The 19,550-nt window shown below is 71.6% G+C and carries 18 protein-coding genes; 6 read left to right on the top strand and 12 right to left on the bottom strand.

Going from position 1 to position 19,550, the window contains the following annotated elements:
- Window positions 1–26: 26 nt before the first annotated feature.
- Window positions 27–1,019 carry a GlxA family transcriptional regulator gene (locus ACZ6ZP_RS24755; RefSeq protein ID WP_361467352.1) on the bottom strand — a complete coding sequence of 331 codons (993 nt, stop codon included), beginning with the start codon at window positions 1,017–1,019 and terminating at the stop codon, window positions 27–29.
- A 216-nt stretch (window positions 1,020–1,235) separates the two neighbouring features.
- Between ACZ6ZP_RS24755 and ACZ6ZP_RS24750 the strand changes: the two genes are divergently transcribed.
- Window positions 1,236–2,309: a methyltransferase gene (locus tag ACZ6ZP_RS24750; RefSeq protein ID WP_469408417.1), complete on the top strand. Its 1,074-nt coding sequence runs from the start codon at window positions 1,236–1,238 to the stop codon at window positions 2,307–2,309.
- Window positions 2,310–2,405: 96 nt separating this feature from the next.
- A complete protein-coding gene (locus tag ACZ6ZP_RS24745) occupies window positions 2,406–3,050 on the top strand; it encodes a hypothetical protein (protein ID WP_351169544.1) in 645 nt (214 codons plus the stop codon).
- A gap of 57 nt (window positions 3,051–3,107) precedes the next feature.
- Here the strand turns inward: ACZ6ZP_RS24745 and ACZ6ZP_RS24740 are convergent, their stop codons facing one another.
- The gene (locus ACZ6ZP_RS24740) at window positions 3,108–4,331 is read right to left on the bottom strand and encodes a phospholipase D-like domain-containing protein (protein ID WP_351169547.1); all 1,224 of its coding nucleotides are present in this window, start codon (window positions 4,329–4,331) and stop codon (window positions 3,108–3,110) included.
- A gap of 171 nt (window positions 4,332–4,502) precedes the next feature.
- On the opposite strand from ACZ6ZP_RS24740, the gene ACZ6ZP_RS24735 reads away from it, so the two are divergent.
- Window positions 4,503–4,745, top strand: coding sequence for a DUF6411 family protein (locus tag ACZ6ZP_RS24735; RefSeq protein WP_351169550.1), 243 nt, complete (start codon window positions 4,503–4,505; stop codon window positions 4,743–4,745).
- Between the two features lie 25 nt (window positions 4,746–4,770).
- Here the strand turns inward: ACZ6ZP_RS24735 and ACZ6ZP_RS24730 are convergent, their stop codons facing one another.
- The 3 genes from ACZ6ZP_RS24730 to ACZ6ZP_RS24720 form a co-directional block, all read right to left on the bottom strand.
- On the bottom strand, window positions 4,771–7,575 hold the full coding sequence (locus ACZ6ZP_RS24730; protein WP_469408414.1) for an NACHT domain-containing protein: 2,805 nt from the start codon (window positions 7,573–7,575) through the stop codon (window positions 4,771–4,773).
- Between the two features lie 190 nt (window positions 7,576–7,765).
- A complete protein-coding gene (locus ACZ6ZP_RS24725; protein WP_351169556.1) occupies window positions 7,766–8,383 on the bottom strand; it encodes a TOPRIM nucleotidyl transferase/hydrolase domain-containing protein in 618 nt (205 codons plus the stop codon).
- A gap of 82 nt (window positions 8,384–8,465) precedes the next feature.
- Entirely contained in the window at window positions 8,466–9,317 is an 852-nt protein-coding gene (locus ACZ6ZP_RS24720; RefSeq protein ID WP_351169559.1) for a LysR family transcriptional regulator, read from the bottom strand.
- Between the two features lie 80 nt (window positions 9,318–9,397).
- Between ACZ6ZP_RS24720 and ACZ6ZP_RS24715 the strand changes: the two genes are divergently transcribed.
- Both ACZ6ZP_RS24715 and ACZ6ZP_RS24710 read left to right on the top strand, forming a co-directional pair.
- The gene (locus ACZ6ZP_RS24715; protein ID WP_361467338.1) at window positions 9,398–9,910 is read left to right on the top strand and encodes a cupin domain-containing protein; all 513 of its coding nucleotides are present in this window, start codon (window positions 9,398–9,400) and stop codon (window positions 9,908–9,910) included.
- Window positions 9,907–10,269, top strand: a complete 363-nt coding sequence (locus ACZ6ZP_RS24710) for a DoxX family protein (protein ID WP_351169565.1) — start codon at window positions 9,907–9,909, stop codon at window positions 10,267–10,269. Before ACZ6ZP_RS24715 ends, ACZ6ZP_RS24710 begins: the two co-directional genes overlap by 4 nt.
- Before the next feature lie 10 nt (window positions 10,270–10,279).
- Here ACZ6ZP_RS24710 and ACZ6ZP_RS24705 read toward each other — a convergent pair whose 3' ends face one another.
- The 5 genes from ACZ6ZP_RS24705 to ACZ6ZP_RS24685 form a co-directional block, all read right to left on the bottom strand.
- The gene (locus ACZ6ZP_RS24705) at window positions 10,280–10,924 is read right to left on the bottom strand and encodes a dihydrofolate reductase family protein (protein ID WP_351169568.1); all 645 of its coding nucleotides are present in this window, start codon (window positions 10,922–10,924) and stop codon (window positions 10,280–10,282) included.
- A 95-nt stretch (window positions 10,925–11,019) separates the two neighbouring features.
- Window positions 11,020–11,715 carry a M15 family metallopeptidase gene (locus tag ACZ6ZP_RS24700; RefSeq protein WP_383826060.1) on the bottom strand — a complete coding sequence of 232 codons (696 nt, stop codon included), beginning with the start codon at window positions 11,713–11,715 and terminating at the stop codon, window positions 11,020–11,022.
- Window positions 11,716–11,826: 111 nt separating this feature from the next.
- Window positions 11,827–12,519, bottom strand: coding sequence for a class F sortase (locus tag ACZ6ZP_RS24695; protein ID WP_351169574.1), 693 nt, complete (start codon window positions 12,517–12,519; stop codon window positions 11,827–11,829).
- 145 nt (window positions 12,520–12,664) lie between these two features.
- Window positions 12,665–13,054: a hypothetical protein gene (locus ACZ6ZP_RS24690; protein WP_351169577.1), complete on the bottom strand. Its 390-nt coding sequence runs from the start codon at window positions 13,052–13,054 to the stop codon at window positions 12,665–12,667.
- 195 nt (window positions 13,055–13,249) lie between these two features.
- Window positions 13,250–15,679, bottom strand: a complete 2,430-nt coding sequence (locus ACZ6ZP_RS24685) for a phosphoketolase family protein (protein ID WP_469408412.1) — start codon at window positions 15,677–15,679, stop codon at window positions 13,250–13,252.
- 260 nt (window positions 15,680–15,939) lie between these two features.
- On the opposite strand from ACZ6ZP_RS24685, the gene ACZ6ZP_RS24680 reads away from it, so the two are divergent.
- Window positions 15,940–16,818: a FadR/GntR family transcriptional regulator gene (locus ACZ6ZP_RS24680; protein ID WP_469408411.1), complete on the top strand. Its 879-nt coding sequence runs from the start codon at window positions 15,940–15,942 to the stop codon at window positions 16,816–16,818.
- Here ACZ6ZP_RS24680 and ACZ6ZP_RS24675 read toward each other — a convergent pair.
- Together ACZ6ZP_RS24675 and ACZ6ZP_RS24670 are read right to left on the bottom strand one after the other, a co-directional pair.
- On the bottom strand, window positions 16,808–18,247 hold the full coding sequence (locus ACZ6ZP_RS24675; RefSeq protein WP_469408410.1) for a sialidase family protein: 1,440 nt from the start codon (window positions 18,245–18,247) through the stop codon (window positions 16,808–16,810). The genes ACZ6ZP_RS24680 and ACZ6ZP_RS24675 overlap by 11 nt on opposite strands.
- 353 nt (window positions 18,248–18,600) lie before the next feature.
- Window positions 18,601–19,332: a FadR/GntR family transcriptional regulator gene (locus ACZ6ZP_RS24670; protein WP_351169589.1), complete on the bottom strand. Its 732-nt coding sequence runs from the start codon at window positions 19,330–19,332 to the stop codon at window positions 18,601–18,603.
- Between the last annotated feature and the right edge of the window lie 218 nt (window positions 19,333–19,550).

Here is a 19,550-nt window from a genome sequence, read left to right as displayed (position 1 = left end):
GAAGAGGGAAGAGGGTCAGAAGGTCATCAGGGGGTCTGGACGCGGAAGCGGCGGCGGTAGGCCGCCGGGGTGGTGGCGAGCTGGCGGTTGAACGCCCGGTGCAGCGTCTCCACCGAGCCGAGCCCGGCCGCGGCGGCGACCCGGTCGAGGGGGCTGTCGGTGGTCTCCAGCAGGCGGCGCGCCACCTCTACGCGAGCGGCCTCGACGTAATCGGCCGGACTGGTGCCCGTCTCCTGTTTGAACACCCGGGCGAAGTGCCGCTCGCTCAGGCACATCCGGGCCGCGAGTGCCCCGGCCGACAGGTCCTCGTCGAGGTGTTCGGCGATCCACAGGCGCAGTGCGTCGATGTCGCGGCGGGCGGAGGCGGGGCGGCTGAGCGGCACGGAGAACTGGCTCTGGCCGCCTTGCCGCTTGAGGTACATCACCAGCTGCCGGGCCACCGAGAGCGCCACGTCCTCGCCCTGGTCCTCGGCCACGAGTGCCAGGGCGAGATCCAGGCAGGCGCTGATCCCGGCCCCGGTCCACAGCCGGCCCCGGTCGGTGCGTACGAAGATGGGGTCCGGGTCGACCGTGACGGCCGGGTGCTCGGCGGCGAGCTGGGCGGCGGTCGACCAGTGGGTGGTCGCCGTCCTCCCGTCGAGGAGCCCGGCCGCGGCCAGCACGTGCGCGCCCACGCACACCGAGGCCACGCGGCGGGCGTGCGGTGCGGTCGCCTTCACCCACTCCACGACGTCCGCGTCGATACGGGCGAGGGGACCGTCGTCGGTCATGTCGACCGCGCCGGGCACCAGCAGGGTGTCCACCTGCCCGCGGACCTCGTCGAAGCCCAGGTCGGCCACCAGCCGCACCCCCGCCGACGTACGGACCTCACCGGCGACCGGCCCGGCGAGGCGGACCCGGTAGCCGGCGCGGCCCGCGGTCTCGCGGTTGGCCAGCGCGAAGACCTCGGCCGGGCCGGTGACGTCGAGGAGATCGACGTCGGGGAAGACCGCGATGACGACACGGTGCGCAGTGGGCATGAACCCATCCTCACCGCCGCAACCGATGGCCGCAATGACGATTCCCTGTCACATCCGGACATGCGCAGGGACGGCTCGGCGAGCGCGGTGGCGCCGTGCGGAACATTCGTCCAATACGGCCGCTTCTGGCCTCGGCATAGTCGATGACGCGGGCCGAGGATTGCTGTCCGGCAAACCGATCCGCCCGACCGACCCGCCAAACGAGGGGAAGCAACGATGACGCACGACGACACCACCACGGCGACGCCGCCCACGACGGCGCACGACACCGAAGGCGCCCACGAACTGGTCGCACAGCTGGTGTTCGGAAGCCTCGCCGCGCAGACCGTCCGCGCGGCCGTCCGGCTCAGGGTGATCGAGCTGATCGGCGACAAGGAGCGGTCGGCAGCCGAAGTGGCCGCCGATGCCGGAGCGCGAACTCAGCCCATGTCCAGGCTGCTGCGCGCCCTGGCGAGCCTGGGCCTGCTGCGCGAACACACCCCGGGCTCCTTCTCGGTGACCCCGGCAGGCGCCACCCTGGACCCCGCGCGGCCCGACTCGATCACCTCGCTGGTACGGATGTTCACCGAGCCGACGATGCTGCGTGCCTGGGAGCACCTGGACGAGAGTGTGCGCACCGGTGACGTCGCCTTCGACGCGATCTTCGGGAAGGGCTTCTTCAGCCACCTCAAGGAATTCCCCGACCTGTCCGCGGAGTTCAACGCGGCCATGAGCCAGGCCACCAGGGCGACGGCCGCGGTCCTGCCGCACGCCTTCGACTTCGGCCGCTTCACCACGGTGGCCGACATCGGTGGCGGTGACGGCACCTTGCTCGGCGCGGTACTGCGCGAACACCCGGCCCTGCGCGGCGTCATCTACGACACCGAGGAGGGCCTGGCCCAGGCGCCGGCGACGCTGGAGCGGCAGGGACTCACGCAGCGATGCTCCCTGGCGAGCGGGGACTTCTTCCGCTCGGTTCCCGAAGGCGCCGACCTCTACCTGCTGAAGAGCATCGTGCACGACTGGTCGGACGACCAGGCGGTCACGATCCTGAGCCATTGCCGCGAGGTGCTGCCGCCCGCGGGGCGCGTACTGATCGTGGAGCCCGTCCTGCCCGAGGTCGTGGACGGCGCATCGGCCGGACTCACCTACCTCACCGACCTCAACATGATGGTGAACGTGGGCGGCAGGGAACGGACGCGGGCCGACTTCGAGGACGTGTGCCGCAGGGCGGGCCTGTCCCTCACCTCGGTGACCCCGCTGGTGCGGGCGGAACCGTTCTGCCTCATCGAGGCGACGCCGACGCCATGAGGTCGTCATGAAGATCATCACGACCTGATGACATCCTGCACGATTCAACCGCATGTGGCCTACCGTGTTCCGCCTGGATCAACCTTGGGGGGACATATGCGCGTTCGCGCGACCGCGGCTACGGCCGCCATGCTTCTGGCCGCTCTGACCGCGTGCGGCGACGACGGCGACAAGGCCGACGCCAAGGCGGCGGACAGCTCGAAGGCCTCGACCTCGAAGAAGGTCGACTGCGCGGACGAGGACATCAGTCAGGCCGACTGGATGAACCACTGCTCCGACGAGGGCGCCGACACCAGTGCCGACGGCGCCGGAACCGAAGAGCAGGCGACGGGCCTGAAGTTCGGCGAGTCCTACACGTGGCCGGACGGCCTGAAGGTGTCCGTCGCCGAGGCGAAGGTGTTCACGGACTACGACGCGGAGCTGATGGAGTCCGCCGAGCCCGGCAGCACCGACTTCCGCGTGAAGTTGAAGCTGACGAACTCCGGCAAGTCCGCGGTCTCCCTCGATGACCTGTCCGTCATCGTCGAGGGCGCCACGAACGGCGGCGAGGCGGAGTCGACGGCCTTCGAGAACGGCGCCGAGCCGCTCGACGGCCGCCTGGCTCCCGGCGTGTCCGCGACGAAGACCGACGACAGCGTGCTCGAGACGAAGTACGGGAAGAAGGTCGTCGTCACGGTGCAGCGCAGCAGCGAGGACTCCGACCTGGACTTCCCGGAGTTCGCCGGGTCCATCACCGGGTGACCTGCCGGGGGCCGCTGCTTCGCCCGCTTCAGGCCGGATGCCGCGCGAACCAACGGGTCACAGGAAGCGGCGGATCGGCCGGACGGCCGCTTCCAGGGCCCGTTGGGCGACTGGGCGTCTTTTCCAGCGGCCCTCCTGGATCAGTTCGCTACTCGTCACGTCGTCTTCGAAGTGGTCGTCCAGTGCCGCGGTGAACTCCTGGTCGAGGACCGCGAGCATGACTTCCTCGTCGTGGTCGAGGGAGCGGCGGTTGAAGTTCGTCGAGCCGATCAGAGCGGCGACGCCGTCGACGGTGATGACCTTGGCGTGCATCATCGTCGGCTGGTACTGGAAGATCTTCACCCCGCAGGCGATGAGGTCCTCGTAGTAGTGCTGGCCCGCGAGGTGACTGACCCGCTTGTCGGTGTGCGGGCCGGGCAGCAGGATCTCCACCTCGACCCCGCGGCGCGCGGCGGCGCACAGCAGCTCGATGAAGTACGCGTCCGGCGAGAAGTACGCGGTGGACAGCCGGAAGCGCTCCTCGGCGGATTCCAGCATCACGCGCATCAGGGTCTGCATGTCCTGCCAGCCGAAGCTGGCCGAGCCGCGGACCACCTGCACGATGGCCTCGCCGTGCGGGCGCTGCTCGATGAACCGGTCGCGGTCGTCGAAGAGTTCCTCGTGGCACTCAGCCCAGTTCTGCGCGAACGCCGCGGCGATCCCGTCCACCGCGGGGCCGCGGACCTCGACGTGGGTGTCACGCCACTCGTTCTCGTCGCGCGCGTTGCCACACCACTCCTGCGCGATGCCCACCCCGCCCGTGAACGCGGTCTCCTCGTCGACGACCAGGACCTTGCGGTGGCAGCGGTGGTTCTGCTTGAGCGGGGAGAGATACAGCGGCTTGCGGAACCACGCCACCTGCACCCCCGCCCGGTCCATCGCCTCGAGCTGCTCGGTCTCGATCAGCCGGCTGCCGAATCCGTCGAGCAGCAGCCGCACCCGCACCCCGGCACGGGCCCGCTCCGCGAGCGCCTCGGCGAACCGCAGGGCGATGTCGCCCTTCCAGTACACGAACGTCATCATGTCCACGGTGTGCTCGGCACGGCGGATCCCGGCGAGCATGGCCGCGAAGATCTCGTCCCCGTTGCGCAGGGGCGTGAGCGCGTTGCCCTCGGTGGCCGCGATCCCGATCAGCCGCTCCAGGCGCCTCCGTATCCGCTCGATGCGGTCCTGGGCGGACGGTTCGCCCGCCTCGCCGGGCGTCAGCGGGGTCAGCTCGTGCGGTTCTTGCGTACTGGTCATGGCGTCCCTTGGCCGGTACGCGATGAGGAGACTGAGGCCGCGGCCCGGTCCGGCGCGGGCTGGGCGGCGAGCCGACTGTACCGGGCGGGGCGGCGGGGCCGTCGGGGCCCCGGCGCATACACCTCGCTCCGCAGGGCACACGGCAGGCACGCCTCGACCCAAGGAGTTTTCGTGATCATTGTCGGTATTGTCGCCGTCTGTATCGTTCTGGCCATACTCGCCTTCTTCGTGCCCCGTCTGTCACGGCACCCCGAGCGCGGCACTCAACGCACCCTGGGAGCCGGATCACGCGCCGGCGGCAAGGCCCCGGGCATCCTGGGCCGGATCTTCAGCAAGCCTTTCCGCAGCAGCTCCAAGGCCGTGGGCCGCAGTGGCTCCGCCGGTCGGCGCACCCGGGGCAAGATGCCCTTCTGATCCGACCTCCACCGGAGCACGCCCTTCAGCGACCGTCAGCCCCCTCCCCCGAGGCCAGCCGCTCCTGAAGCCGCGCATGCCGGAACTGGTAGACGGCCCCCGCCTGCCGCAGCACGCCCCGCTCGTGCGCCTCCGCGAGGAAGGCCATCAGACGCCAGGGAAGCCGACCGGTCGAACAGCACCACAGGCGGGCCGTGAGGAGGCGCCCCCACGCGGACAGGGCGACGGTGACCAAGCCCATCGGGATGACGACGACGGTCGCGACAGCCGCCCCCATCGGCAGCATCGCGACGAACAGGTTGCAGAGCCAGGCCACCAGCGTGATCAGGAATCCGCGGATCAACGCGGTGTCCCGGTCCGTTCTCAGGCTGGCCAGCGGGCTCGGCGTGCGGGACGTGTCGACGGGCGCGCCGAGCCAGCGGTGCAGCCCCGCAGCGAACCCCGCCACGACACCCAGACCGAGACCGCCGGCCAGCCCGAACGACACGGCGGAGCCCATGAGTTGCCCGGGATCCTGCCGGGCGATCCACCGCCACTCCGCCTCGTCCATCCGGTCCTCGACGCCGTCGGTCGCGACGAGGCGGCCGTCGGGCAGACGCACCCGTACGGCACTCGTCGCCGCGGTGCCCGCGGTCACTTCCATGGCGGCCGTGACGCTCGCCCGCCTCGTGGCATCGGCGCACGGATGGTCCGCCGAGAGCGCGCTCAGCGGGACGAAGGCGGGTTCCCCTCCGTAGTAGGAGCAGCCCCCGATGACGTCCCCCTCCAAAGGGCGCGCCCAGCGGACGTACGCCGTGCCGTCCGGGCGCAGCCCGTAGCGCGTGCCGTCGTCCGCCACCACGTAGCGACCGCCGTCGGCGGGCCGGTGGACGGCCGCCCGGAACGGCAGGTCATCGCGCGCCTCCGCCCTCCCGGCGGCCGTGCCGCCCTCCACCAGCGCGAACGCCAGACCGAGCACGGCTCCCGCCGGCAGCCCCACACCGACCCCGCGGACCAGCGCCCTGCCGAGTCGGCCCGCCCGCCCCGGTCCGTACCGCCGCCGGGACGGACCGCCGGCCTCGACCGCCGTCGCCCCCTCGCCCCGTACGGCGAAGGCGCCGAGCGCGGCCGAGACGGCAGCGACGGTCAGCAGCGTCGGCGCCGACACCGGATAGATGACCAGCTCGGTGATGAGCACGGCGGGGATCGCGACGAAGATCCCCGCCGCCGCCTTCCACACCCAGCGCCGGTGGCGCCAGGTCCGCAGCACGGGGAACGGCATCGTCGCCGGCGCGGGAGCCGCCGTGACACCGATGACACCGAGCCCCGCCGCCACCGCCACCCCGTACAGCGCGCCGACGGTCAGCCGGCCCAGCAGCTCGTGCATGCCGGCGAACGGCACGTCGTAGAAGGGGTCCCGGACGAGCGGACGGGTCGCCCCCACGATCGCCGCCAGCGGGATCACGTACGCGACCGAGAGCAGCAAGGTGCGCCGCAGGCCCGCGTTCTCGCGCGCGAGCGCCGCGTACCCCGCGCACAGACCGGTCAGGACCGCGGCCGCCACGACCGGCGACTCGGCTCCCTGCCCCGAAAGCCACACGGCGAGGCAGATGATCTCCGTGACGGCCCCGAGCAGCAACAAGGGGGCCAGCGGGCGCAGCGGGCCCGGAAGCGCCGTGTGCAGCTCCCACCAGGCCAGGTCGCGGGTACCGCGCCGCTCCAAGTGCCGTGCCAGGAAACGGAGTCGGCGCATCGCCTCGTCTCCGTCCCAGCGGGCCGACGTACGGAAGGACGCGGGGACGAAGGCGTCCAGCAAGTGCTGTTCCATGGCGGCCGGTTCGGCGAGTGCGCGGCGGCTCAGCAGTTCGGCGGGGTCGGCGCCGCTCTCGCCGTACACGGCGCGTGCCATCGCCACCATCAGGGGCAGCTCCAGGACCTGGCGCAGGCAGCGGGCCGCCGCCTCCCCGGGGTGGCGCCTGACGTGTTCGAGCACCGGGTCCCAGGCCGTGGCGCGTGCGCCCGCGGGGCCGCGCACGGGGCGGGCCGTGCGGATCAGATATCCGGCCGCCTCCTCGAAGCCCAGCGGCTGGAGTTCGACCACGGCGGCCGATGTGAGGACGTCGCCGGCCTCGACGACGTCGGCGTACACGTCGCTGCGGCAGGTGAGGAAGAGCGGGTCACCGGCGTCGAGTTCCGTGTTCAGCCGGAAGACCGCGCGCGTACGCAGCTGCCCGCCCAGTTCGTCGAGCCCGTCCACGACCGGCAGGACCCGCCCGCAGGACACGAGTTCCGCCGCGAGCACGCCTCCTGACGGTCCGACGGTGGCCAGGGCCGGGTGGCCCGCGACGAGACGCTCCACCATCCACTGGCGCAGGTCCTGCTGGTCGGGCTGCCAACTCGACGCCTGGAGCAGGAAGGGGACGGGGTCGCCCGCGCCCCGGTGCTCCAGCAGGTCGAGGGTGAAGCGCACCGCGAGCACCGTCTTGCCGCTGCCCGGCGGGCCGAGCACGGTCAGCCGCCGCGAGGGCACGTAGCCGAAGATCTGCGTGATGTCGGCGAGGAGGCCGGACAGGTCGGGGCGTTCGGTGTCCCGGGCGGGCCAGCCGATCGCCTCGTCGAGATCGGAGAGCCAGGGCTGCGCGGGCGCCCACCGCACGGCGAGCGGCTCGGGGTCCTGGAGCCTGCGCAGGCGCCACTCGGCCAGCCACTGGGCGCGCACCGCGTCGGCCAGGGCGTCGGCGGATCGGTCCAGCTGCTCGGCGGGCGACAGTGCGACAGCGGGCCGCACCGTGGTGTGCAGGAGCCCGGCCAAAGACACCAGGAACCCGAGGACCGAAAGGAGCGGTCCCACGCCCTCAAGGCTCCGGTTCCATACGGTCACCGCCATCAGGGCGCCGGTCCCCAGCGCCGCCCCCACCCACACCCCACGCCGCCAGTACCTCATCAGTCGCGCCCCCGTCCGCCGCGCCCTGGCCGGTGCCGCACATTGTCCCAGCCGGGATGCGACCGCCAGGGCGGAACGGGGCACACCGGTCAGGCGCTCACAGGCTCGCCAGGAGGTCGTCGAGCGGGGCCGGCGTCCGTTCGGGGCCGAGTGCCTCGACGAGGAGGCGGCCGTAGCGGATCTTGCGGCCCTTCTTCGTGCCGAGGAAGCGCCGCAACTGCTGCTGCCGGGGCCGGTCGTGCTGTGCGGGCTGGTGCAGGAAGGTCTGCCAGGCCCGCAGGTCGCCCTCGGCCCGGACGGTCTCCTCGACCTTCGCCGTGCCCAGCGCGCGGATGAGCTCGTCCTCCAGGTCCGACACGCACACGAAGAAGTCCCCGCGCGGCGCCCCCGCGCGCTCCAGGCCCCGGTCGTAGAACGGCTGCTCGCGCACGTCGCACAGTCCCGCAAGGCGGAGGTCCAGGCCGGGCGGCCCGAGGAGTTCGGCGTAGCGGGCGATGCTCATCGCCCCGCCCATCGACACGACGCACACCCCCTCGGCGGCCAGGTCCCGGCCACGCCGTTCGGCCAGCGCCTCGACCGCCTCGCGGTCACTGGGCCCTTCCAGCAGCACCGCCGTCGTGACGCCCACCCGCTCGGCCAGGTCACTCGCCGGCCCGCCGGGACCGCCCGCGGCCCAGCCAGTGACCGCGTCCCGGAACGCCTCCATGTCTGCCATGCAGGGAGTGTGCACCTTCACCGGCGACACGGCACGGAATATTCGACGGCCGCACGCGCCATGCGCGGCGCGCTCGGTGCGCTCAGTTCCGGTAGGCGGCGACCGCGATCCGGACGAACGAGCGGATCAGCGGATTCGTGTCGCCTTCGTTCCAGGCCGCCACCACACGGCTCTCCGGCATGTCGATCAACGGCACGACCGTGAGCCCGTCCCCCGGTCCGTGATCCAGGAGGGTCATGCCGACGGTGCCGTTCCAGAGAACGGCTTGCCGGCACTCCGCGACGGCGCGCACCACCGGGCCCTCGCGGGGTTCTCCGCCGTTCCAGTACGACTGCCAGAGCGGGTCGGTGCCCTCCGGGAAGACGAACCACCGGCGGTCGGCCAGGTCCGCGAGCCTCAGGCCGGCGCGGCGGGCCAGCGGATCGTCGGCGCGCAGCAGCGCCCCCACCGGATCGGCGCGCAGTTCGTGCACGGCAAGGCCGGTCCCGTCGAACGGCCCCCGCGTCAGGGCGACATCGACCAGCCCGGCGTGCAGCCCACAGGTCGGGTCGGTCAGATCGGTCTCGCGGATGCGCACCTCGACCTGCGGATGCCGCCCGCGATAGGCGTCGGCAAGCCGGGTCGCGGCCGGATCGGTGCTGTCCCCCAGGATGCCGACGGTGAGGGTCGCGGTACCGGCCGCGGCGGCCACACGCACCCGTACCCGGTCGGCGTGGTCGAGCAGACCGCGCGCCTCGTCGAGCAGCACCGCGCCCACCGCGGTGAGGGTGACTCCGGCGGGCGACCGGTCGAACAGCGCGGCGCCCACCTCGGTCTCCAGCTGCTTGACGGCCCGGCTCAGCGGCGGCTGGCTCATGTGCAGCCGGGCGGCGGCCCGGCCGAAGTGGAGTTCCTCGGCGACCGCCACGAAATAGCGCAGCGTACGTAGCTCCATGCAGCGACGATACCCGTGCGGTATCGGTGTCCCGGAACAGGTCTTGGACGCTCGTAGCACCCCGGCGGTGGAATCGGCCCATGACCGACGAACCGAGAACCAGTGAACCGCCCACCGCTCCCGCCGTATCGGTGGTGGGTCCGCACGACGGCGAGACGATCGTCCTTGGCACCACGCGACTGCGCGTCCTGGAGGACGGCAGCAACACCGGGCACCGCATCGGGCTCGCCGAATCGGTCCTCGCACCCCACACGCCCGGACCGCCGCAACACCGCCACGCCCAGCACGACGAAGGCTTCTACATCGTCTCCGGCACGGTGCGGTTCACGGTCGGAGACGAGGAGTACGACGCGACGGCGGGCACCCTCGTGATGGTCCCGCCCGGCGCGCCGCACACCTTCGCCAACACGACCGACCAACCCGCCGTCATGGTCAGCACCTTCACCCCGGACCTGTACGTGCAGTACTTCCGCGACCTGCAGGCCATGATCGCCGACGGCCAGGCCCTGACCCCGCAGGCGAACATCCAGGTGATGAGCCGCTATGCCACCGAGCCCGCTCCCACGCCCGGTGACCGTGGAGAAGAAGCGTGAACGCCGCCTACTGGGTCGTGGCCGGACTGCTCTCCCTGTTCTATCTCTACGGAGGCGGGCTGAAGCTGGTCCGCACCCGTGAGCGGCTGCGCCCCATGATGGCCTGGGTCGACAGCACCCCGATGCCTGCCGTCAGGGCCATCGGGCTGACCGAGGTGCTCGGCGCGATCGGGCTGATCCTGCCGCCGCTGACCGGCATCGCCCCCTGGCTGGCCCTGGCCGCCGCCATCGGGTTCGTGGTCCTCCAGATCGCCGCGACCAGGGTTCACCTGAGCCGCGGCGACCGCCGGATCGCCCTCAACATCACGCTGCTGCTCGCCGCGTCCGCGGCCGTCTGGACGGCGACGACCTGGCTGTGAACCCGGTGAGCTACTTGCGCCAGAAGAGGTGGTGCGTCACGCCGCTCGGGCTGGGGACGACATCGAGGTGGAACCGGTCACGCAACTCGTCGGGAGACTCCCAGAGCCGTACCCCGGACCCGAGCTTCACCGGGGAGACCACCACGTGCAGGGTGTCGACGAGGTCGGCGTCGAGGAACTGCCGGATGGTGGTGGCCCCACCGCCCAGGCGCACGTCCTTGCCCTGCGCCGCTTCCCGCGCCTGTTCGAGGACCGTGGCCGGGTCGGCGTCGACGAAGTGGAACGTGGTGTCGGAGAGGGTGAACGACGGACGCGGGTGGTGGGTCATGACGAACACCGGGGTGTGGAACGGAGGTTCATCGCCCCACCAGCCGCGCCACTCGTGGTCGTGCCAAGGCCCGCGTTGAGGCCCGAACTTGTTGCGGCCCATGATCTCGGCGCCGATGTTGTTGGCGAAGTCGCGGGTGAAGTAGTCGTCGAGCCCGCGGCTGCCTCCGGGGTCGGTGCGGTTGGGCCAGCTCGCCGTGGCCCCGGCCCAGGCGAACAGGTCCCCGGGGTCCACGTGACCGAACGGCCTCTCCAGGCTCTGGTCCTCTCCGGCGCCGATTCCGTCACTGGAGACGTTGAAGTTCTGGACCCTCAGCAGCTGAGTCACGTATTCCTCCTGCGTTCCACGTAGTGCTCACGTGTAGTCGACAACGGTGTTGAGACTCCCCTGACTTGAAGAAATCATCGCTGCCGGAGCCTTCGCTACTTTCCGTTGGCCGAGAAGTGCTGGTAGTCCGGGTTCGCCCAGCGCCCGCCCCACTGCCAGCCGACCCTGCGCATGGCGGTCCACACGACGTCCCCGGGCCGGATCATGCCCTTGACCAGGCGGTCGCGCCGCAGGTACTTCGCCGCGGACGCCGGGTGGACCCGGCCGTTGACATCGACGTACGGGTTCTCGACGGTGTTGATGTCGATCGCGTTGCCGTACGAATGCTGCGACATCCGCCCCGGATTCCCGGTCACCCGGCGGCAGTTGAAGGCAGAGGTGTTGTCGGCCGCCATCGCCGCCGTGTCGCTGCCGCCGAACTCGGCCACCACCCGCATCCGGCGGATCGGGAACTTCGCCGCGAAGGCCTTCCGGAAGACGTACAGCAGAGGCTTCACCGAACGCTCGTGGACGATCAGTTCACCGGCGTGGATCCGGCCGTCGAAGCCCCAGTGGTTCATGCGGATGAGCCGGAGCCGCCGCGGCGGAACGGGGCACCCGGGGCGGTAGGTGGAGCCGAGCTTGGCCGCGGGCACGGCGGTGACCCGTGCCGCGAGGCCGGGGCCGGGGGCGGAGGCGGTGCGGGAGGCCGGGGCATCAAGGGTGCGCGCGTGCGCACCCCCTCCGCCGTCCACGCCGCCGACGAGGAGCAGGGCCATGGCCACGGGAACCACGCGATGTGTGAAGTGCACCTTTTGACCTCTAGCACGCGCGAAGTGATTCTGACGGAAGCCACAGCACTCGGCTCTTGGCGGCCGCCGAGGACCGCCGAGGGCCCCGCGGGCCACTGAAAGTCACTGGAGTCACTGAGGGGCGCTCGGCCGGGAGCTGGAGCCGGTCAGGTGGGCGTAGACGACGATGTTGCCGGAATAGCCGTCGCTCTTGCTGTAGTTGCCACCGCAGGTGATGAGGCGCAGCTCGGGGCGCGCCCGTGGTGCGTAGACCTTGGTGCTGGGGAAGTCGTCCTTCTCGTACTCCTCGACGCCGTCGACGGTGAACTCCGCGGTGCGGCCGTCCTCACGGGTCACCTTGACCTTGGCGCCCTTCTTCAGGGCGCCGAGTCCGTAGAACACGGCGGGCCCCTCGGGGGTGTCGACGTGTCCGGCGATCACGGCGGTGCCGGTACTGCCGGGCAGGGTGCCGGCCTCGTCCCATCCTGCGAGGTTGGCGTCGTCGGGCGGCGGCGCCTCGAGGCCGCCCTCCTCGGTCCTCGCCAGGTCGGTGAGCGGGGCGTCCACGTCGAGGACGGGGATCTTGACGCGGACGGGGGCCGACTCGGGCAGGGAGGCCGCCGCGGGCGCCGCGGCTTCGGCCCGGCCCGACTCGAAGGCCTTGGCCTGGGCGGCGGAGGGCCTGGGCGGGTTGCCGGAACCGGGCTCGTCGCCACCGGCAGCCGTCCAGGACCACACGCCGCCCAGGGCGAGGGCGGCGAGCGCACCCCAGGACCAGGTGCGGCGCCGCGGACGACGGTCCGTCGATGTGTAGGGGTGGGTCATGCTGCCGCCGTCCCTGCCCGGTTGAAGGTGAGTGGAGGTGGAAGTGGAGGTGGAAGTGGAGGTGGAAGTGGAGGTGGAAGTGACCCGGCCCCGCCGGGCGAGCCTGAGCTCTGCGCGGCGGGGCCGGTCGACCGGCAACGGGAGGTCAGCGCTGGCCGGAGGTCTTGCGACGGTGCATGTACACGGCGGCCGCGCCGACGGCCAGCACCGCGGCCCCGGCGGCCAGCTCCACCGGGTTGCTGCTGCCCTGCGCGCCGCCCGAACCGGCGTGCACGCCGCCCCTGACGGCCGGGTCCGTGGAGTCGCAGAACCGCTGCGCGGTGGAGGCGGCCATGTTGGCCTCGTCCTCGGCGGCCTTCTTCTCCTCCTGGGTCGCGTTCGGGTCGGCCTGGACCGTGTCGGCGTTCTTCTGCGTGATCTCCGCGTCGTCCAGGGCCTTCTGGCAATCGGCGGACACGGCCTGCGCGTTGGGGGCGGAGATCGCCAGCGCGGCGCCCGCAACGGCCAGACCGGTCAGCACTCGGATGGAACGCATGGATGTACCTCCAGTACGGGCACGGCCTCCGGGGCTCTCCTGCCGCGGAATGTATTGCTGGCGTCGACCGCGCCACTACCAACAGCCCTCCCGCCCCACGGCGTGTCGCTACCGGCGACACGCCACACGTCCCTCGCACGGCCCACACGGGGCCACTCGTCTGGCCGGAGAGAAGCCTTCGCCGGAGGACCGGCTTCAGTCCTGCCAGGACCAGTCGCGCACCTCCGGCAGGTCGACACCGTGCGCACGCACGTAGGCGTGGTGGCGCAGCCGCGTGTCCTCCATCTCCTGTCGCACCTCGACCGCGCGGACTCCCAGGCCCGGCACCCGGTCGATGACGTCCATCACCAGGCGGAAGCGGTCCAGGTCGTTGGCGACCACCATGTCGAAGGGCGTGGTGGTCGTGCCGCGTTCCTTGTAGCCGCGCACATGCAGGTGCGGGTGGACCGCACGCCGGTAGGCGAGGCGGTGCACCAGCCAGGGGTAGCCGTGGAATCCGAAGATCACCGGCTTGTCGCGGGTGAACAGCGCGTCGAACTCCGCGTCCGGCATGCCGTGCGGGTGCTCGCCCTCCGGCATCAGCCGCGCGACGTCCACCACGTTGACCACGCGCACCGCGAGGTCGGGCAGGTGGGTGCGCAGCAGGCTCGCGGCCGCAAGGACCTCCAGGGTGGGCACGTCCCCGGCGCAGGCAAGCACGGCGTCCGGCTCCCGCTCGGAGGTCTCGCTGCCGGCCCAGGTCCACACACCGGCGCCCCGCGCGCAGTGCGCCCGTGCTTCGTCCAGGCTCAGCCAGTCGAAGCCGGGCTGTTTGCCGGCCACGATCACATTCACGTAGTCGCGTGAGGCCAGGCAGTGCTCTGCGGTGGACAGCAGTGTGTTGGTGTCCGGCGGCAGGTAGACCCGTACCGCCTCGGGGCTCTTGTTGAGGACGTGTCCGATGAAGCCGGGGTCCTGGTGCGAGAAGCCGTTGTGGTCCTGGCGCCACACATGGGAGGTCAGCAGGTAGTTCAGTGAGGCGATCGGCGCCCGCCAGGGCAGCTCGCGGGTGGTGCGCAGCCATTTGATGTGCTGGTTGACCATCGAGTCGACGATGTGCACGAACGCCTCGTAGCAGGAGAAGAGGCCGTGGCGCCCCGTCAGGAGGTAGCCCTCGAGCCATCCCTGGCAGGTGTGCTCGGAGAGGATCTCCATCACCCGCCCGTGCCGGGAGAGGTGTTCGTCCACGTCGTGGATCTCCTCCTGCCAGGCCTTCCCGGAGGCTCCGTAGACCGCGTCGAGCCGGTTGGATGCGGTCTCGTCCGGACCGACGATCCGGAAGTCGCGCCGGTCGGCGGTGTCGGCCATGATCTGCCGCAGGTAGTCGCCGAGGACCCGGGTCGGCTCGTGCAGGGTGGCGCCCGGCTTGTCCACGTCGACCGCGAACTGTTCGAGCGGCTTGAGCGGCAGCGACCGCAGGAGCAGCCCGCCGTTGGCGTGCGGGCTGGCGCCCAGGCGCAGTGTGCCCCGCGGCGCGCTGTCGATCAGCCCGGGGTCGGGGCGCCCCTGGGCGTCGAACAGCTCCTCGGGCCGGTAGGAGCGCAGCCATTCCTCCAGCTGGTGGCGGTGCTCGGCGCTCTCCCTGACGTTGGCGAGCGGCACCTGGTGAGCGCGCCAGGTGCCCTCCACCGGCTTGCCGTCCACCGTCCTGGGCCCGGTCCAGCCCTTCGGCGTACGAAGAACGATCATGGGCCAGCGGGGTGCGGGGGCGTCCTTGGGGCGCTCGGCGTCTCCATCTGCCCTGGCCGCACGCTGGATGGCGGCGATGGTGTCGAGGCAGTGGTCCAGGGCGACCGCGAAGTCCCGGTGGACGGTCATGGGGTCGTCGCCGGTGACGTGCACGGGTTCGTATCCGTATCCGCGCATCAGGTCGTCGAGCTGGCTCTCGGGCAGCCGGGCCGGGATCGTCGGGTTGGCGATCTTGTAGCCGTTCAGGTGCAGGACGGGCAGCACCGCGCCGTCGTGCACCGGGTCCAGGAAGGTGTTGGAGTGCCAGGAGCCGGCCAGCGGTCCGGTCTCGGACTCTCCGTCGCCGATGACGCACACCGACAGCAGGTCCGGGTTGTCGAAGGCGGCGCCGTAGGCGTGCGAGAGGGAGTAGCCCAGCTCGCCGCCCTCGTGGATGGAGCCGGGCGTCTCGGGTGCGACATGGCTGGGGACCCCGCCGGGGAACGAGAACTGCCGGAACAGCCGGGTCATGCCCTCCCCGTCGCGGGTGACGTCGGGGTAGGTCTCGGTGTACGTGCCGTCCAGCCAGGAGTTGGCGAGGACCGCGGGCCCGCCGTGTCCGGGGCCCCAGACGCAGACGGTCGCCAGCTCGCGCGCCTTGATGACGCGGTTGAGGTGGGCGTGCACGAGGTTGAGTCCGGGCGAGGTGCCGAAGTGGCCGAGGAGGCGCGGCTTGATGTCCTCGACCGTCAGGGGGCGCCGCAGCAGGGCGTTGTCCATCAGGTAGATCTGCCCCACCGAGAGGTAATTGGCCGCCCTCCAATACCGCTCCAACGCCCGCAGTTCGGCGTCGGAGGGTGGTGCGGCCGGTGAGGCCGGGTTCGGGCTCGGGCTCGGGTTCGCCGCGGGATCGCCCATGGCTGCTCCTTACGAAGGGGGACTGCCGGCCGGACGTCACGGCGATGGGCCGGATGAGTGACGGGTCACGCTCAACGTAACGGCGCACCGGATCACCCGCCTCCGGGAGTCGGCCGGACGCATGGCCCGCCGGGACGTCCCGGCCCCGCGTTATCTTGCTCGGGGCGCGGGGCGCGGGGCGCGGGGAGAGCAGGCCGTCGCCTAACGGCACAGCAGTCACAGCCGCCGCAGGCAAGGATCGGAACATCGAGGAGCTGAACATGGGGGCGCCGGACGCGCCGGAGACGGCCAAGAGGCTGCGGGCGATCAGCGACGAGCTGGCGGACCGCTTCTATGAGCGGGCCGACGTGGTGCGGACGCTGCTGGTGACTCTCCTTGCCGGTCAGCACTCGCTGGTGCTCGGCCCGCCCGGGACGGCGAAGTCCGAACTGGCCCGGGAGCTCACGGGCAGGATCGAGGGTGCCGGACGCCGGCTCAAGGAGCTGATCCTGGAACGCAGGCTGGCCCCCGGGGACGCGCTGCCCACGGAGGCCGAGCTGACGGAGCTCTTCGGGGTCGGCCGGGTGTCGGTGCGCGAGGCCCTCAAGGCGCTCCAGGCCGTCAACGTCGTCGAGATCCGCCGCGGCCACGGCACCTTCGTCGGCTCGCTCTCCCTCTCGCCGTTCGCCGAGGGCCTCGCCTTCCGGGCCGCCGTCCGCCACCGCCTGGGCGAGCCGGGGCTCTTCGAGCTGATGAAGGTGCGCGAAGCCCTGGAGGCGGGGCTGGTCGGCGCGGTCACCGCCGGCATCCCCGCCGAGGACCTCGCCGTGCTGCGCGCCCTGGTCGCCGAGATGGAGACCGAGGCGGGCGCGGGACGGGTGGCGCGCTCCACCGACCGCGCCCTCCATCTGGCGCTCTACGCCTCGCTCGACAGCCATCTGCTCAGCGAGGTCCTCGACGCGTTCTGGGCCGCCATGGACCGCGTACGCGAAGATCTCGACGACGGCCATCAGGACCCGGACGCCACCTGCGCCCAGCACCGCGAGATCGTCGACGCGCTCGCGGCGGGCGACGGCGAGCGGGCGGTGCGCGCCATGCGGACCCACTTCGACGGCATCCGCACCCGCCTGGACCCGGCCCTCTCCCTGCCTAGGGAGTGATCGCCACGGTCGCGCTGCCCGCGGCCCGCTTGCCGCCGGTCCGGTAGGTGGCGGTGACCCCGGCGCTGCCCGAGGCGTCCTGCGCCGCGGTGACCGGGACCCTGACGGTGGCCCCCTGGCCCGGGTCGAGCGCGGGCACGGCGACCTGACGGGTCGTCCACCCGGCCGGGACGGTGAGATCGATCGTGCCCAGGGCGCGACGCGTGTCCATCCGGTTGACCACCCGGACCTCCAACTCCCCGCTCACGCCCGCCTTCAGGCGGGCGGGCGGCGCGATGGTGATGTCCGCGCAGGTGCCGCCCAGCCAGTCCAGCTCGAAGGAGGCGTAGGTGATGTGTGCGTAGTCGCCGCGCTCGTAGAGCAGTCCCACCCGCCCGTTCGGCAGCCGGGTCAGTGTCGAGTAGGCCGCGCTGCCCGGATCGACGACCTTCCTGATGGGCCAGGTCCTGCCGTTGTCGCAGGACATCTTCACGGTGAGGTTGCGCCGCGCCGCGGCGTCCTCGGTGTTGCTGAACAGCAGCCATGAGGACTGCGGGTGCGAGGCGGGGGCCTCGGCGTCGTAGCGCATGATCGAGGCGTTGTTCGCCGGGTCGGTGAGCTGGGTGTCCTGGGTGAACGGGGTGTAGTTGACCCCGCCGTCGGTCGAGTAGGCGATCGTCCGGTAGGGCTTCGAACGGTTGTTGAGCATGATCCTGCCGTCGGACAGCTCGACGGTCTTGTTCTCGTCCCCGCCGGGACCGACCGGATTGCCCATCCTCCAGGTCGCCCCGTGGTCGTCGCTGTAGGCACTGGCCGCGTAGTTGGCGCCGTCGATGCGGACGGCGTACTGCTGGAGCAGCCGGCCCTTGTGCGGGCCGCGGCGCAGCTGGATGCCCTCGCCCGACGCCGCGAACATGCCCGCCCAGGCAGGGTCCTTGATCTGCTCGGTGATGCGGCGGTGGGTCCAGGTCAGCCCGTCGTCGTCCGAGTAGCCGTAGTCGGCCTGGAGGATGTCCGGGTCACTCTCGTCGTTGCCGGTGCCCGAGCCGGGGAAGCCCTGGTTCACGGAGGAGGCGTAGAAGACGAAGATCCGGCCGGTGGTGCGGTCGACGAGCAGACTCGGGTCGCCGTGGCCCTTGGGCGCGGCGTCCTTGCGCACCACTCGTTGGGTCTGCCAGGTCACGCCTCCGTCGGTGCTCCGGCGCAGTACGACGCCGAGGTTGCCCGGCAGGTCGCCCAGGGTGGGCCTGGCGTCGTAGGCCGCGAGCAGCGTGCCCTCGACGGAGGTGGTCAGGGCGGGGATGCGGTAGTACGGCGAACCCACTCCGTTGGCGGTCAGGTCCTGGGAGGTCAGCTCCCCCGAGTCGGCGGGGGCGCCGTGGGCGGTGCCGGTCGCGGCGCTCACGAGCACCGCGACGGACAGCAGGGCGACGGGGACTCTTCGGTGCATGGACGATCTCTCTTCTCGGAAGGGGGTGGGGCTTCTCGGAAGGGATGTGCCGCCGTCAGGAGCGGTCGGCCCGCGCGAGCGGCGGGCCCCAGATCGCGTCCATCATCGCGATCGGGACCAGCGCGGGAGCGGTGCCGCGCGGCGGGTGAGACCGGGAAGCCGGACGCGAACGCCGGACGCCGGACGCCGGACGCCGAACGCCGAACGCCGGACGCATCAGACAGAAGACGTCTGATGTCCTGACGGCAGACGGGACCCTAGGCAGCGCCCTCCCGGGCCGTCAAGGCCCCGCCCTGCCGGGAGCGCGCCCCGGCAGAGCCATGAGAAGACACGAGAAGACAGGGACGACCAGGTCAGGCCTGCGCGGCGTCCCTGGCGCGGGCCTCGGAGATCCGGCGCCGCACCGGCGCGTAGTGCTCGCCCAGCGACTTCATGAAGGCGGCGGCGTCACCGGCACGCGCGGCGTCCACGATGCTCTGGTGCGCGGCCACGGTCTCGGCCTCGTCGGCGTGCGTGAACCCGTCCAGATGCGGCGCGACGATCGCGTACACGTCCCAGAAGGCCATCGAGAGCTGCTCGACGAGCTCATTGCCCAGCGGCTCCACGAGCAGCGCGTGGAAGGCGCGGTCCGCCTCCACGAAGCCGCGCCCCTCCCCCGCGCCCTGCTCGCGCATGGCGGCCACGAGGCGATCGAGCGCGTCGAGTTGGCCGGGGCTGAGCGTGGTGACGATCCGGTCGGCCATCCCGCGCTCGACGAGCTCGCGTACGTCGACGAGGTCGGCCAGGACCTGGAAGTCGTCGCCCGGCGAGAGAAGACCGCGGAAGGTCAGACTCTCCACCAGGGCGGACAGGCTCAGCCGGCCGACATAGGTGCCGTAGCCGTGGCGGACCTCGACGATGTCCAGGGCGTTGAGGATCTTGACGGCCTCGCGCACGCTGGAGCGGCTCGCGCCCAGCGCCTCACACAGGGCCGGCTCGGTGGGCAGCGGGTCTCCGGGGCGCAGCCGCTCCTCGAGGATGTAGCGCTTGATGCCCTCGACGACTTCCTGCCGGAGCAGCTGCCGGCCGGGCTTCGCGCCGGACATGGGTGAACTCCCCACCTCTTGACCCCTCTCGATCGTCGAGCTACGTCCCCACGCTACCAAGGCATCAGACATCGGACGTCTTACGCATAAGGTGCACGGTCCTCGCGATCCCGCGTTCCCCTCTGCCGCGTGCCCATCCCTGGCTCCCGCCGCTGTCCGGGTGGATTTGCGGCGGGGCACGTCTGTGTGCTCGGGGAAGAGGGGAGGCCCTCACTACA

The sequence above is a fragment of the Streptomyces sp. NPDC054047 genome, from assembly GCF_055585065.1.
This window is presented reverse-complemented; position numbering and strand designations above follow the sequence as displayed.